This window comes from Methylocystis echinoides, from assembly GCF_040687965.1.
GTDB lineage: Bacteria > Pseudomonadota > Alphaproteobacteria > Rhizobiales > Beijerinckiaceae > Methylocystis > Methylocystis echinoides_A.
The window spans coordinates 1,480,011-1,493,995 of record NZ_CP156084.1 but is presented as its reverse complement, the minus strand read 5'-3'; the positions used below and the strand labels follow the sequence as shown (position 1 = coordinate 1,493,995).

Sequence of the window (13,985 nt, the reverse complement as noted above, 5' to 3'; positions counted from 1 at the left end):
CGTCCGCACGTTTAACCGGCATGTCCGAGTTCATGACCCTGGCCGCGCTCGCCGGCGAGGAAGAAATCTGCACCCGCTGTCCGCTGTATCAGAACGCCACGCAAGCCGTTCCGGGGGAAGGGCCGCGCGGCGCGCGGGTAATGTTCGTCGGCGAGCAGCCGGGCGACGTCGAAGACCTCTCGGGGCGCCCCTTCGTCGGGCCCGCCGGCCGGATTCTCGACAAGGCGCTGGCCAAAGTCCATCTGCCGCGCGAGCAATGTTTCGTCACCAACGCCGTCAAGCATTTCAAATTCGAGCCGCGCGGCAAGCGGCGCCTGCACAAGAAGCCCGACGCCGGCGAAATCGACGCCTGCCGCTGGTGGCTCGAACAGGAGCGCGCCCTTGTCGCGCCCGGGCTGATCGTCGCCCTCGGCGCCACGGCGATCCGCGGCGTGCTCGGGCGCCCCGCGTCGGTCTCTCAATCGCGCGGCCGCTTGATCGACCTCGACCAGGGCGCGAAATTCCTCGCCACCATCCATCCGTCTTTCCTGCTGCGCCTGCAGGAGGAAGAAGATAAGCGGAGGGAATGGACGCGCTTTCTCAGCGATCTGGAGATCGCCGCGGAATGGGCGCGGGCGGGGGACATGCCGGCGAATGTTTAGGGCTTTCTGGTTTTCTTGCGCAGCGTTCGTGATGGTCTTTCCCGCGCGGGCGGAGCTCGTTTCCTTTAAGGAGGCGGGCGGCGTCCTGCGGGCGACGGTCAGGATCGACGGGAACGCCTACGACCTCGACCTTGCGCTTCTGCGCCCCGCGCGGCCCGCGCCGGGAGCGCCGCTTTTCGTGGAGACGGCGCCGGGCGACGATCTTGCGCCGCTCGCGCTGTCGCGCGGCTTCGCCGTCCTGCGCCTCGATCTGACGAAGCTTCCTGGCGCGGCGCGGACGGGGGCTCTGCGCGACCTCGCGCCGCGCCTTCGCGGCCTCGGGGCCAAGCGCCTCGTGGCCAACGGGCAGGGCGAGACGGGAGCGGCGCTCGCCGAGGCGGGCGCGCTCTTCGACGGCGTGCTGTTGCAGGACGCGCCGCCGACGGCGCGCCGCGCCGCCGGGAGCCCGCGCATCATCGAGACCTGGGGCGCCGACGCCTATTGGGGCGCGGGCGGCGAGCGCCCCCCGCTCGGCGCCGAGCCAGAGAACCGCCGCAGCTTCTTCCTGACGGGCGTGGCGCCGACGCGCGCCGGCGCCAATTGCGCAGCGCCCGTCAACGGCCTTTCGCCGGCCCCCGCGCTGCGCGCCCTGCTGGCGGCGCTCGACGACTGGACGAAAGGCGCGAAGCCCCCGGGTTCGCGCGCGCCCGCCGAATCCGATCTCGTTCAGGCCGCCGCGCTCGCCTGGCCGAAAATCCCGGGCCTGTCGGCGCCGCCCGGCCCGTCGCGTCGGGCGCCGAAAATAGACGCCGACGGGAACGAACTATCCGGCCTGCGCCTGCCGGATCAGGCCTTGCCGATCGCAACCTTCACCGGCTTCAACGCGCGAAAGGACCCCAAGGGCCCGGCCTGCGCCGCCGGCGCGGCGCTCCCCTTCCCGGCGACGAAAGCCGAGCGCGAAAAGACCGGCGACCCGCGCGCTTCGCTCGTCGAACGCTATGGCTCCCGCGCCTATTTCGTCGCGACGATGCGCGTCGTAGCCGACAAGCTCGTCAGGGAGCGGCTGCTGTTGAAGGAAGACGCCGACGCTTATGTCGCGGCGGCGAAACAGGCGCCTTTCTGAGGCGGCTAGGAATTGAGCGTCAGGACGCCCGCATTGAGATAGGTCGCGAAGGCGACCCAGAGCGCATAGGGGATCAGGCAGAAAGCCGCCATCCGGTCGAGGCGCCAGAAGGCGGCGATGGTCGCCAGGATCAAGGCCTCCATCGGCAAAATGACGGCAAGGCCGAGCGTCGGGCTGCGCGCCCCGAAAAAGGCGACGGACCAGCCGGCGTTCAGGACCAGCTGCGCGGCAAATAGCCAAATGGCCGCGCGGCGGCCGGGGCCGGCCGGGTCGCCGCGCAGAATGCGGTAAAAGGCGACGCCCATCAGCACATAGAGGATCGTCCACGCCGGGCCGAAGAGCCAGTTCGGCGGCGTGAGCGGCGGCTTGGCGAGGCGGTCGTACCAAGGGGCGATATTGGGGAGCGTCGCGGCGTTGCCGAGCATCGCCGCCGCGAATATGGGCCCCGCCGACCAGGCCGCCGCCGCAAGAGCCCCGAGCCTGCGTTCTCCCGAAGCGGCGCTCATTGCGCCACCGCATGGCCGAGGTGGTCGCCGATCGACTCGAGCCGGTCGCCGAGGTTCTCGCGGCTGCGCGGATCGACAATGGCGAAGGGCGCCGCGACCGCGACGCCCGCCGCCGCGCCGACCGCCGATCCGGCCCCCGTCGCGGCCTGATGGAGCCGATCGCCGATCCCGGCCGCCCCCTCGTTCAAGGCCTGCCCGGCCGCGAGCCGCGCCCCGATCGACCGCACGACCTGGGGCGCCTCGGCGAATTTCGTATGTCCCAGCCGATCGCCCGAGGCGACGTCGGTCAGATCGACGACCTGCAGCTTGTCCCGTTCGAAGACCTCCTGATAGGGATTGGCGTTCGGGTCGACGGCGCCGAGGCGCGGCTTGTCGCCCCAGACCCGGCGGGAGGCGGCCAGCGCCTCGTCGTTGCGCGAGACGAAGATCGTGAACAGCGACGGCCGCACGTTCAGCGCAATGGCTTGTCGGCGGAACACGTCGAAATCGACGTCGGGCGCGGCCAGCATGACGTTGTTGATCTTCTTTGGCAGGCCGCGGTCGCGAATGGCCATCTGCCGCAGGGCCTCGAGCGTCACCCAATTGCCCATGGAATGGGCCAGAATGGAAATCTCGCCGACATTGGGGTCGCGGGCCAACGCCTGCAACAGCGCCTCGAGCGCGTCCCTGGAGTAGCTCGCGCTTTCGTGGTCATAGCCATATTGTAGGAGCTTGCCGCGCGACGGCCAGGTGAAGAGCACCGGCGTGACGTCGGCCTGCGAATCGTGGACGATCTGCGCGAAGCGGTAGACGGCCTCGCCGAAGCGCGTGTTATAGCCGTGCACGAACACCAGAACCTGCCGGCGCGGCGTCTGCTTGATGCGCCGGTCGAAAGTGGCGAGCGCCTGCTCCTTGGTCAGAACTGAAGCGCGGACAGTGGTGAATTGGAGCATGGGGTCCGGCGGCTGCGTCGTCGGCCACTGCACTTCGCCGATCTGGCGATAGGCGTCGGGGGGCAGAGAGATGGCGATGTCGGCGAAAGACATTCCGACGCCGCGCTCGCCGGAGAACATCTCTCCCGGCTCCGCGTCGTTCGGCGCGCGCGTCGTCGCGACCAGCATGTCCACAACATTCGTTCCCGCCGGCGCCTGATGCGAGGGGAGGAGGAAGCCGTGCGGACGTTCGGCGCAGGCGGCGAGCCCCCAGCAAAGCGCGGCGAGAAGGGCGCCCCGGATGAAATTCATAATCGTCGCCTCGATTGAAACAGACGCCAGCTTCGACTCTGGCGCAAAACTTCTACCCTATCTTCGGCGACGATTCGAGTTGTGTGGTCCCGCACAGCTGGTCGGGACGCCTTGTCGCAAATTGATGGAGCCGTGGGCAGACGGCGTTGGAAGCTCTCCAAGGCTTCCAACGGGGGCGGGAGCGGGGCCCCTCCCACCCCCTAAATCGATTTAGTCGTTCGGCGACAGCATTTTCTCCGGCCGCACGATCGCGTCGAATTCGGCTTCCGTCACCTTGCCGGAGGCGAGCGCCTCTTCCTTGAGGCTGGTGCCGTTCTTATGCGCCGCGCGGGCGATTTTCGAGGCTGCGTCATAGCCGATCTTCGGCGCGAGCGCGGTGACGAGCATCAGCGAGCGCTCGAGAAAGCGGTGAATATTCGCCTCGTCCGCTTCGATCCCGTCGATGCAGCGCGTGATGAAGCTGTCGACGCCCGTCGCCATCAGATCGATCGACTCGAGCAGCGCGAAGGCGATCACCGGCTTCATCACATTGAGTTCGAGATGGCCCTGCGAGGCGGCGAAGGTGATCGTCTGCTGATTGCCGAAGATGCGGGCGCAGACCATGGTGATCGCCTCGACCTGGGTCGGATTGACCTTGCCCGGCATGATCGACGACCCCGGCTCGTTCTCCGGGAGCTTCAATTCCGCGAGGCCGGCGCGCGGGCCGGCGCCGAGCAGGCGAATGTCGCAGGCGATCTTGTAGAGGCCGGCGGCGAGCGCATTGATCGCGCCATGCGCGAAGGCGATGGCGTCATGCGCGGCGAGGGCCTCGAATTTATTGGGCGCCGTGACGAAGGGCAGGCCGGTTTGCTGCGCAATATTGGCGGCGACCTCCTCGGCGAAGCCTTTCGACGTGTTGACGCCCGTGCCCACCGCCGTGCCGCCCTGCGCCAGCGCAAAGAGATCGGGGAGGGTCGCGTGAATGCGGGCCGCGCCATATTTAGCCTGGGCCGCATAGCCGGAAAATTCCTGGCCGAGCGTCACCGGCGTCGCGTCTTGCAGATGGGTGCGGCCGATCTTCACGACATGCGCGAACTGTGAGGCTTTGCGCTCCAGCGCGGCCTGCAGCCGCATGATCGCCGGCAGCAGTTTGCCCGAGATCGCCAGCGCGCCGGCGATGTGAATGGCGGTCGGGAAACTGTCGTTCGAAGACTGGCCGCAATTGACGTGATCGTTGGGATGCACGGGCGCCTTGGCCCCCTTCCCGGCGCCGAGCCGCTCATTGGCGCGATTGGCGATCACTTCATTGACGTTCATGTTCGTCTGAGTGCCCGACCCCGTCTGCCAGACGACGAGCGGGAAATGATCGTCGAACTTGCCGTCGATCACTTCCTGCGCGGCGGAGACGATCGCCTGCGCGACCTCGGGCTTGATCAGCCCCTTCGCCGCGTTCACTTGCGCAGCGGCGAGCTTCACGCGGGCGAGGGCGTGCACCACTTCGATCGGCATGCGCTGGCCGCCGATGGGGAAATTCTCGCGCGAACGCTGGGTCTGCGCGCCCCAATAGGCCCAGGACGGGACGGCGATGTCGCCGAAGGAATCGCGTTCGATGCGGCTATTTTCTGTCATGGTCTCGCTCGGAAAGAGAGGCGGACGTCGCTTGAAGGTCCGCGCTCACGGGTAATGAAAACGCCGGAGCGGCTGATCGCGCGCTCCCTATGCGGCATTTCTCGGCCCGGTTCAATCTCGGCTGAGGGGGGTGAGTTCGGCGGCGGCGCGCGTCTCGCCCGACTCGCGTCTCGGCAGCGACATGATTTCGGTCAGCCGATTGCGCGCGCGATTGACGCGGCTTTTCATCGTGCCCGGCGCGCAGCCGCAGATTTCCGCCGCCTCTTCATACGACAGGCCGGAGGCCGCGACGAGGATCAGCGCCTCGCGCTGGTCGAGCGGAAGTTTCTGCAGCGCCTCGCGGAAATCCAGGAAATCCATATGCGCGTTCTGGGATTCGGGCGCGATCAGCCGCGCCGAGGCGATGGCCCCGTCGGGATCGGGCGCCTCGCGCCGCCGCTTGCGGAATTCGCTGTAGTAGATGTTGCGGAGGATGGTGAAGAGCCATGCGGTCAGATTAGTGCCTTCGGCGAAGGAGCCGAGGCTCCCCCACGCCTTGACCAGCGTCTCCTGGACGAGGTCATCGGCGCGGTCGGGATTGCCGCAGATGGAGACGGCGAAAGCGCGAAGATTAGGGATCGCCGCGATGAGGTCCCTTTTGAGATTCTGTCCGTCGCTGAGACCTGCCTCCTCGTCGCTCACTCTCTCTCCCCAGGCGCGCCACCCGGGCCTGAGGATACCATATTTTGTTCGAGCTGGTTCAAGAGATTCAAAAAGCGGTCGGGAACCGGCTGAGCCACGACGTCATCGTAGAGATTTTGAAGCTCCTTGCCGATCGCGTCGCCAAAATCGAGGCTTCGCATTTTTCGACTGTTCCTTTCCGTCTTGCAAAGCGTGAGCTGGCCCGAGCCCGCTGTCTGCTCCGCATTGGCCGGGCGCGGCGCGCCGACGCCGAGCCCGGCCGCCACCGCCGCCAGGCTCCTGGGGAGCGTTCCCGGAAAACGACGCGCGTCGGCGCACAGCTGATCCCCGTCGGGTTTCACGCGCACAACGGCATTCTCCGGACTGTTTTTTACCATGGAGCCCCCAATCAAAGTCATGATTTTCTGTGGCGGATTTGTTTCGCCGCGCGATATAGTGCACCGCACGGAAGGGAAAACGCCGCGCTCATGGATTGGTTCCTTCGTTTGTGCAGGTCGTTTTGACGCAGCAGTCATGATCTAGCTACCTTTCCGTAAGAGCGGCCGCCTCCGGAGTGGCGTAATATGTCGGTTTCACGAGAGATTTACGGTCATCTTCCCTATCTGCGGCGCTTTGCGAGGGCGCTGGTCGGGACCCGCGAGGGCGGCGACGCCCATGTGCTGGCGACGCTCGAAATTATCGTCTCGGATCCGCGAAAGCTCGATCAAAACGACGATCTCAGGATCTCCCTTTATCGCTTGTTTCTGGCGACCTGGGCCGCCGGGGCGATCGCCCAGCCCGATCCGGCGGCCGCTCTCGGCGACGACGGCGCCCGCGGGCGCCTCGACGCCATTTCCTTGAGGCCGCGCGTCGCCTTTCTGTTGCACGCCCTCGAAGGCTTCGATCTCGAACAGGTCGGCGACACGCTCGGCGTCTCCGAAGAGGTCGCCGCCGATCTCATCGACGCCGCCAACGCCGAAATCGCCGACCAGATTGCGACCGATGTGCTCATCATTGAGGACGAGCCGTTGATCGCCCATGATCTGCGCAGCATTGTGGAAGAACTTGGGCATAGCGTCGCCGGCATGGCGCGCACGCACCGGGAGGCGGTGCTGGCGATGGAAACCGCCAAACCCGGCCTGATCCTCGCCGATATTCAGCTAGCCGACGGCAGCTCCGGCCTCGATGCGGTGAACGAGATCCTCGGGTCCTTTTCGACGCCGGTCATCTTCGTGACGGCCTATCCCGAGCGGTTCCTGACCGGCGCGCCGCCGGAGCCCGCCTTTCTCGTCACCAAGCCCTTCAGCGTCGAGAGTCTCAAGGCCGTCATCAGCCAGGCGCTGTTTTTCAATCGCCGGTCGCAAAGAAAAAGCCTCTGAGGGGCGCGGCCAACTTGTTGATAAGTTTAGGCCCCTATGGGATTTTCGTCCTCCGCAAGCTTAGCTAAGTATATTCCACGATTGCGGAAACCTTGGCCGATTCGGCAAGTTATACGCGTGGCGCAGGGGGCAGGAGGCGACCATGCAGGAAGTAGTGAAGAAGTCCAATCGAGGCTTTGCTTCGATGGATCCGGAGAAGCAGCGCGCCATCGCGCGTAAGGGCGGCCAGAGCGTCCCCGACGAAAAGCGCAGCTTCTCGCAAAATCCCGAACTCGCGGCTCGCGCCGGACGCAAGGGCGGTCAGAGCGTCAATCCGGCGAAACGCAGCTTCTCGCGCGATCATACCCTCGCGTCCGAAGCGGGCCGTAAGGGCGGGCACGCCTCGCACGGCGGCGGTCAGAAGCGGGCGTCCGTCTAGGACCCCCGCCTTTTAAAGCGTTACGCAGCGTGGGGCTTGGAACGCTGCGAAATAAGTGAGTAAAGCGCGTCATGGTCTCGCGTGGCGCGGATGGTTGCGACAAGGCCAGGGTCGCGAAGCATCCGCGCCGCGCAGGCAAGCGCCTTCAGATGATCTGCCCCGGACGATTCGGGCGCGATCAGCAGGAAAACGAGATCGACAGGCCCGCCGTCGAGCGCCTCGAAGTCCACCGGCCGCTCAAGCCGGGCGAAAATCCCGAAAATCGACTTGATCTTGGCAAGCTTGCCGTGCGGAATGGCGATGCCTTCGCCAATGCCGGTCGAGCCCAGGCGCTCGCGGTGCAGCAAGGCGTCGAAAATTTCCCGCGACGGCAGGCCGGAAAGCCGCGCCGCGCGGTCGCTCAACTCCTGAAGCAGCTGCTTTTTTGATGTCGCCCTCAAATTGGCGATGACTGCTTCCGGCGTGACAAGATCCGTGAGCCGCATGCGACGCCCTATCTCTCAAGCGTTGGAGAACCCTTCAAGCTGCGCGGCCGCGCCGGTGAAGGAAATCGCAAGATACATGCCGGGTTGGTCCCCGAGAGACGACTTCCGGCGGACTTCCTCTCCCGCGAGGCCCCTCCCCGGGGCGGCGGCTATTCGCCGGCGGGCGTATCGATCCAACCGATATTGTTGTCGTTTCGACGATAGACAATATTCACGCGCCCCGTATTTGCGTGACGGAACACCAAAACTGGGGCGCCAGTGAGGTCGAGGTGGAGCACCGCCGAGGACACCGACAAGCGGCGCAGCGTCGTGGTCGATTCGGCGACGACCGCGGGACTGAATTCGGCCGGAGCTTCGCTTTCCTCATCAGGGGCTGCGAGCACCTGATAGGGCACCAGTTCGGACTCCTGTCCGTGGCCGTCGTGATGGCTCTTCAAGCGCTCCTTGTAGCGCCGCAGGCGCTTCTCCAGACGATCCGCGGCTTGGTCGAAGGTCGCATAGGGCTCCTGAGCCCGGCCGTCGGCCTGCAGCACGATGCCCGAGGTCAGATGCAGGCTGCAGTCGGCGCGGTAGCCCGAGCCCTCGGGCGTGATCGTGACATGGCCGCTCACGCCGCCGTCGAAATATTTGGACGCCGCCTGCTCCAGACGCTGCGTGATATGGGCGCGCAGGGCGTCGCCGATATTGATATTCTTGCCTGACACTCTCAGGGACATGTCGCTCCGCCTTTCCGGTAAGCGGCCGATCGTCGCGGCCGAGACAATTAAGCCTCTTTCGCGCTTACTCGCCGATTACGGATTTTCTTCAACTCGGGTCCGCCAGGATCCACGCATGATCCACGCATGCGCGAATCGCGGCCCTTACGGTTTCCCCTCGAAACCGCGCCGCGCTTTTTCGCGCAGCGTTAGAAGGCCGGGCGCGCGAAGTCAATGGCCCTCCCCGGGGGTCGACAGGCGGGCGGCGCGCCGCCTGCGCCTCAATGGGCCTGCCGCGCCTGCTCCCTCGCCAGCGCGAGCTTGGCGCGGCGGCGATCCACCGAGGACGGAATTTTCAGACTGTCCCGATATTTGGCGACCGTGCGCCGCGCGATGTCGATGTCGATCGCCTTGAGCTTCGCGACGATCGCGTCGTCGGACAGCACGTCGTCCGCCGTCTCGCGGTCGATCATCTGCTTGATGCGGAAACGCACCGATTCGGCCGAATGGGCCTCGCCCCCGCTGGTCGTGGCGATGGAGGCGGAGAAGAAATATTTCAGTTCGAAGATGCCGCGCGGCGTCATCATGTATTTGTTCGAGGTGACGCGGGAGACGGTTGATTCGTGCATCCCGATGGCGTCGGCGATGGTGCGCAGATTGAGCGGGCGCAGATGCTCGACGCCCTTGGCGAGGAAGGCGTCCTGGAGCCGAACGATCTCCGAGGCGACCTTGAGAATGGTCCGGCTGCGCTGCTCCAGGCTCTTGGTGAGCCAGTTGGCGTTCTGCAGGCAGGTGGAGATGAAGGTCTTGTCGCCGTCGCGGGCGGCGGCGCTGATTCGCGCCGCATAGCTGTGGTTCACCAGCACGCGCGGCAGCGCGTCCGAATTGAGCTCGACATGCCAGGAGCCGTCGGCGGCGGGGCGAACGATGACGTCCGCGACCAGCGGCTGGATGGGCGCGTCGCCGAAGGCGCGGCCGGGCTTCGGATCGAGTTTGCGCAGCTCGGCCGCCATATCGGCGATGTCTTCGGCGTCGACGCCGCAGAGCCGCGCGAGCTGGGCGACGTCGCGGCGCGCCACGAGCGGGAGATTGGCGACGAAAATCTGCATCGCCGGATCGTAGCGGTCGCGCTCCTTGAGCTGGATCGCCAGACACTCGGCGAGATCGCGCGCGCCGACGCCTGAGGGCTCGAAAGTCTGGATCAAGGCGAGGATTGCGTCCGTCTCGGCCGGGTCGGCGTCGAGGCGCGCGGCGATCTCGGAGAGGCTTTCGCGCAGATAGCCGGTCTCGTCGATCCCGTCGATGATCGCCTGGCCGATCAGTCGCTTGCGCGGTTCGGCGCAGGCCAGCGCGAGCTGCTCCGCGAGATGTTCATGCAGGCTCGGCCGCGCGGCGACATAGGCTTCGAGATTGGGCGCCTCGCCATCGTCGCCGCCTCCCCCGCCGACCGCGCCGCTCCAGGAGGTCGCCGAAAGACCGGCGCCCTCCTGCGCCTCGCGCGGCGTCAGCGGGTTCACCGCCGGGCCATCGGGCTGAAAGGCGTTGCTCATGTCGGCGCCGAGGTCGGCGGCCAGCGCGCCGGCGTCCACCGCAAGCGATTCCCGCGCCCAGTCGCCCTCATGCGGCTCGCCGGCGAAAGCATCGGGCGCGCCGCTGTCGAATTCGGCGGCGAAATCCTCGGCCGTCCGGCCGTCGCGCGCCGCCGCGTCGGGGGCGTCGCCGTCTTGCGTCTCGAGCAGCGGATTGCGTTCCAATTCGTCGTGCAGGAAGGCCGAGAGCTCGAGATTGGAGAACTGAAGCAGCTTGATCGCCTGCAGAAGCTGCGGGGTCATGACCAGGGACTGGCCCTGGCGCATCATCAGCTTAGTCGACATCGCCATTTGCGCATGCTCGCACGCTAGTCACGTCAGGCTCGACGGCCTGTTTCTTGCTTATAGCATGCTGCCCGGGGCTGGGCAGGGTGAAATAGTCGGCGCCCTCCTTTGCAAATCGCCCAAGGGTTAATCAGGGTGCGCCGAATCCGCCGACAATCCCCGATCCTCTTGTCCTACATACGGAAATCTTCACCGAGATAGATCCGGCGCACGTCCGGATTGGCGACGATGGCCTCCGGCGGCCCTTCGGTCAGAACGTGCCCGTCGTAGATGATGTAAGCGCGATCGGTGAGGCCCAGCGTCTCGCGCACGCTGTGGTCGGTGATGAGGACGCCAATCCCGCGCGCCTTGAGATGGCGCACCAGATCCTGGATGCCGCCGACGGCGATGGGGTCGATGCCGGCGAAGGGCTCGTCGAGCAGCATGAAGGACGGATGGCCCGCCAGGGCGCGGGCGATCTCGCAGCGCCGGCGCTCGCCGCCCGAAAGCGCCACGGCGGGCGTATGACGCATGCGGGTCAAACGAAATTCGTCGAGCAGCCCCTCGAGCTCGTCGGCGCGCTTCCTCTCGTCCGGCTGGGTGATTTCGAGCACGGCGCGGATATTGTCCTCAACCGAAAGCCCCCTGAAAACCGAGGCTTCCTGTGGCAGATAGCCGATGCCGAGCCGGGCCCGGCGATACATGGGCAGCGGGGTCACGTCGTAGCCGTCGAGGGAGATGACGCCCCGATCCGGCTTCACGAGCCCGGTAATCATATAAAAAACAGTGGTCTTGCCGGCGCCATTGGGGCCGAGGAGACCGACCGCTTCGCCGCGCCGCACATGCAGGCTCACATCCTCGACGACGCGCCGAGACTTGTAGGACTTCGCAAGATTGTGGACCGAGAGCAGCCCCTGCCCGTCGTAACCGGGGCTTTCGAGATAGTCTCCGGCAAAAAAACCATCGCTGTCCTGCGCATCGGCGGCGGCTTTCCTGGCCTGCGCCCAGGCCGGCGCATCCTCGGGAGGGGCGCCTAAAATTTCGGCGCCGTTGTCGCCGCGCCAATCCGCCTCCGTCAGATCATCCCTCTTGTGGGACGGCGCCGTCCCCTTGACACGCGCCCGAACGCCGTCCCACGCCTCGCCGAGGGATTGGGCGGCGGCGCGCAGGCGCGTCGAAAGGGCTGCGAAACTGCTCAAAAGGGCGTCCGTCGCAAGAGGAAGAGAGCAGAGGCGTCAAATCCCGGCCGCCCGCTCTTCCGCCGGGCGGCGTTCAAACGGTTCCTAACGCAGGGGCCGCCCGCCCGCCAGAGGCGGCGGCGTCGCGGCCTCTCCCCAGGTCGCGCTCACGCCCAGGGACGCGACTGCGCGGCGGTCTTTTCAAAAGCGTCGATCTTGTCGGCTTTTTGCAGCGTCAGGCCGATGTCGTCGAGGCCGTTGAGCAGGCAGTGCTTGCGGAAGGGGTCGACGTCGAATTTGACGACGCCGCCGTCAGGCCCGCGGATTTCCTGGGCCTTCAGATCGACCGTCAGCGTCGCGTTGGCGCCGCGGGAAGCGTCGTCCATGAGCTTGTCGAGCTCCGCCTGGGTCACCTTGATCGGCAGGATGCCGTTCTTGAAGCAATTATTATAAAAAATGTCGGCGAAACTTGTGGAGACGATGCAGCGCACGCCGAAATCGAGCAGCGCCCAGGGCGCGTGCTCGCGGGACGAGCCGCAGCCGAAATTGTCGCCGGCGATGAGGATCGTCGCCTTGCGATAGGCGGGCTGGTTCAGCACGAAATCGGGGTTTTCGGTCCCGTCCTCGCGGTAGCGCATTTCTGAAAACAGGCCCTTGCCGAGGCCGGTGCGCTGGATCGTCTTCAGATATTGCTTGGGGATGATCATGTCCGTGTCGACATTCATGATCGGCAGCGGCGCGGCGACCCCGGTCAGGGTGGTGAACTTTTCCATTATTCGATGGCTCTGGCGCGTTCGAGAGTTTAACGCGCCCTTTAGCAAATTGCCCGGGCCAGGCAAAGGGGCAAGCCGGATCCTGGGGCGAACGGGCGCTTTCGGCGTCGGGAGCCTAGGCGGCGCCTCGGGCGAGACCCCGGCTCGCGCGGGCGTTGAGCGCCAGGCCGATGAGGAAGATCGCCGCCGACGCCACGATAAAGCCCCAGTCCCAATAGGCCCATTGCCAGGAGGGAACCTGCTCGTTGACGTGATGGACGCCGAGCCAGACGTGGTTAATCAGACCCTCGACGATGTTGAACCCGCCCCAGCCCATCAGCAGCGCCCCGGCGAAGCGCGAACCTGACCACTCGAAATGCGGCCGACGCGCCGCGCGCCACAGCATGACGAGCCCCGCCGCCACGCAGGCGAGGGTGAAGAGATGGAAGAGCCCGTCCCAGAGCGTGTTGAGCTCCATATTCTCGAGCGTCCGCGGCAGGCTCCAGTTGCTGAGCATGTGGTGCCACTGCAAGAGCTGATGCAGCACGATGCCGTCTACGAATCCGCCGAGCCCGACGCCAAGGACCACGCCCGCCGCCGTCACGCCATTGTCGCGTCCGTTCATCGCCGCCTCCATCGTTTGGGCGCCAACGCGGGGGCGGGCCCGATGTTCCAGTTTTCGAGGGGCTGAGCTGCGACGTGGCGGCCATGCGCGCTTTTCTCGGCCGGCGCATTCCATGCGCCTGCAAAGCGCGCTAAAAAGGCGAGGCAACGGGCGAATTCCAGGCCATTCATGATTCCGCACAACTGGCTTATCGAAGCGATCGGCTATATGGCCGCTGCGGCGAATGTCTTCGTCTTCGTGTCGAATACGATGATCCCGCTGCGCATCGCCGCCATCGCCGCCAACGCGCTCTTCGCCGCTTATTTTTACTTGAAGGGCTATCTGCCGCTTTTCGCGCTCAACGCCTTCATGGCGCCGATCAATGTGTTCCGCCTGCGGCAGATGCGCCGGCTCATTTCCGACGTGCGCCAGGCGACTCAGGCGGCGAGCGACGGCGAATTCGATTACGGGTGGCTTCGCCCTTACATGAAGCAGATGAAGCTTTCCGAGGGCTTCACCCTTTACCACATCGGCGATCTTTCCGAAGACGCCTTCATCCTCGTGCGCGGCGAAATTCTGCTGCTCGAGCCGGGGGTGACGCTCAAGGCCGGCGCCTTCTTCGGCGAGATGGGTCTTTTTACCGAAGAAAACCGCCGCACCGCGACCGCCGTCGCCACAACCGACGTCGACCTGCTCTGCGTGCGCTACGACGAACTTCTCGAGCTCTGCGCGCAGAACCCGCAGTTCGGTTTCTATCTCATGAAGCTGATGATGCGGCGCATGCAGCAGAATGTCGAGCTGGCGCGCTCGGGCGCGCTGCAGGCGACGCCGGCGGGCAAAGCTGCGCCGTCCCACGCGGGCGCGACGCCGAACGTATGAGA

At 65.9% G+C, this 13,985-nt stretch carries 16 protein-coding genes; 5 read left to right on the top strand and 11 right to left on the bottom strand.

Annotated features, from left to right (window positions below; genetic code table 11):
- Window positions 1-20 precede the first annotated feature (20 nt).
- Entirely contained in the window at window positions 21-641 is a 621-nt protein-coding gene (locus tag RVU70_RS07255; protein ID WP_363350449.1) for a UdgX family uracil-DNA binding protein, read from the top strand.
- A gap of 31 nt (window positions 642-672) precedes the next feature.
- Window positions 673-1,743 carry an alpha/beta hydrolase domain-containing protein gene (locus tag RVU70_RS07250; protein WP_363350447.1) on the top strand — a complete coding sequence of 357 codons (1,071 nt, stop codon included), beginning with the start codon at window positions 673-675 and terminating at the stop codon, window positions 1,741-1,743.
- Between the two features lie 5 nt (window positions 1,744-1,748).
- Here RVU70_RS07250 and RVU70_RS07245 read toward each other — a convergent pair whose 3' ends face one another.
- The 5 genes from RVU70_RS07245 to RVU70_RS07225 form a co-directional block, all read right to left on the bottom strand.
- Complete coding sequence (locus RVU70_RS07245) at window positions 1,749-2,249, bottom strand: TspO/MBR family protein (RefSeq protein WP_363350445.1); 501 nt, start codon at window positions 2,247-2,249, stop codon at window positions 1,749-1,751.
- Window positions 2,246-3,472 carry an alpha/beta hydrolase gene (locus RVU70_RS07240; protein WP_363350443.1) on the bottom strand — a complete coding sequence of 409 codons (1,227 nt, stop codon included), beginning with the start codon at window positions 3,470-3,472 and terminating at the stop codon, window positions 2,246-2,248. Before RVU70_RS07240 ends, RVU70_RS07245 begins: the two co-directional genes overlap by 4 nt.
- 210 nt (window positions 3,473-3,682) lie before the next feature.
- On the bottom strand, window positions 3,683-5,080 hold the full coding sequence (gene fumC, locus RVU70_RS07235) for a class II fumarate hydratase (RefSeq protein ID WP_363350441.1): 1,398 nt from the start codon (window positions 5,078-5,080) through the stop codon (window positions 3,683-3,685).
- Between the two features lie 111 nt (window positions 5,081-5,191).
- Window positions 5,192-5,761, bottom strand: a complete 570-nt coding sequence (locus tag RVU70_RS07230) for a sigma-70 family RNA polymerase sigma factor (RefSeq protein ID WP_363350439.1) — start codon at window positions 5,759-5,761, stop codon at window positions 5,192-5,194.
- Entirely contained in the window at window positions 5,758-6,276 is a 519-nt protein-coding gene (locus tag RVU70_RS07225) for a NepR family anti-sigma factor (protein ID WP_363350437.1), read from the bottom strand. Before RVU70_RS07225 ends, RVU70_RS07230 begins: the two co-directional genes overlap by 4 nt.
- Before the next feature lie 48 nt (window positions 6,277-6,324).
- Between RVU70_RS07225 and RVU70_RS07220 the strand changes: the two genes are divergently transcribed.
- Together RVU70_RS07220 and RVU70_RS07215 are read left to right on the top strand one after the other, a co-directional pair.
- Window positions 6,325-7,119, top strand: coding sequence for a response regulator (locus tag RVU70_RS07220; RefSeq protein ID WP_363350435.1), 795 nt, complete (start codon window positions 6,325-6,327; stop codon window positions 7,117-7,119).
- 142 nt (window positions 7,120-7,261) lie between these two features.
- Window positions 7,262-7,537 (top strand): general stress protein, encoded by a 276-nt coding sequence (locus RVU70_RS07215; protein ID WP_363350433.1) that lies wholly within the window; start codon window positions 7,262-7,264, stop codon window positions 7,535-7,537.
- A 20-nt stretch (window positions 7,538-7,557) separates the two neighbouring features.
- Here the strand turns inward: RVU70_RS07215 and ptsN are convergent, their stop codons facing one another.
- From ptsN to RVU70_RS07185, 6 genes are all read right to left on the bottom strand, one after another.
- Window positions 7,558-8,022, bottom strand: a complete 465-nt coding sequence (gene ptsN, locus RVU70_RS07210) for a PTS IIA-like nitrogen regulatory protein PtsN (RefSeq protein ID WP_363350430.1) — start codon at window positions 8,020-8,022, stop codon at window positions 7,558-7,560.
- Between the two features lie 149 nt (window positions 8,023-8,171).
- Window positions 8,172-8,738 carry a ribosome hibernation-promoting factor, HPF/YfiA family gene (gene hpf / locus RVU70_RS07205; RefSeq protein ID WP_363350428.1) on the bottom strand — a complete coding sequence of 189 codons (567 nt, stop codon included), beginning with the start codon at window positions 8,736-8,738 and terminating at the stop codon, window positions 8,172-8,174.
- A 260-nt stretch (window positions 8,739-8,998) separates the two neighbouring features.
- Window positions 8,999-10,597 carry an RNA polymerase factor sigma-54 gene (rpoN, locus tag RVU70_RS07200; protein WP_363350426.1) on the bottom strand — a complete coding sequence of 533 codons (1,599 nt, stop codon included), beginning with the start codon at window positions 10,595-10,597 and terminating at the stop codon, window positions 8,999-9,001.
- 167 nt (window positions 10,598-10,764) lie between these two features.
- Window positions 10,765-11,739, bottom strand: a complete 975-nt coding sequence (gene lptB / locus RVU70_RS07195) for an LPS export ABC transporter ATP-binding protein (RefSeq protein WP_405044879.1) — start codon at window positions 11,737-11,739, stop codon at window positions 10,765-10,767.
- Window positions 11,740-11,915: 176 nt separating this feature from the next.
- Complete coding sequence (leuD, locus tag RVU70_RS07190) at window positions 11,916-12,521, bottom strand: 3-isopropylmalate dehydratase small subunit (RefSeq protein ID WP_363350422.1); 606 nt, start codon at window positions 12,519-12,521, stop codon at window positions 11,916-11,918.
- Between the two features lie 115 nt (window positions 12,522-12,636).
- A complete protein-coding gene (locus RVU70_RS07185) occupies window positions 12,637-13,125 on the bottom strand; it encodes a DUF2243 domain-containing protein (RefSeq protein ID WP_363350420.1) in 489 nt (162 codons plus the stop codon).
- Between the two features lie 168 nt (window positions 13,126-13,293).
- Here RVU70_RS07185 and RVU70_RS07180 point away from each other — a divergent pair, with 168 nt between their 5' ends.
- Window positions 13,294-13,983, top strand: coding sequence for a cyclic nucleotide-binding domain-containing protein (locus RVU70_RS07180; protein WP_363350418.1), 690 nt, complete (start codon window positions 13,294-13,296; stop codon window positions 13,981-13,983).
- The last annotated feature ends 2 nt before the right edge of the window (window positions 13,984-13,985 follow it).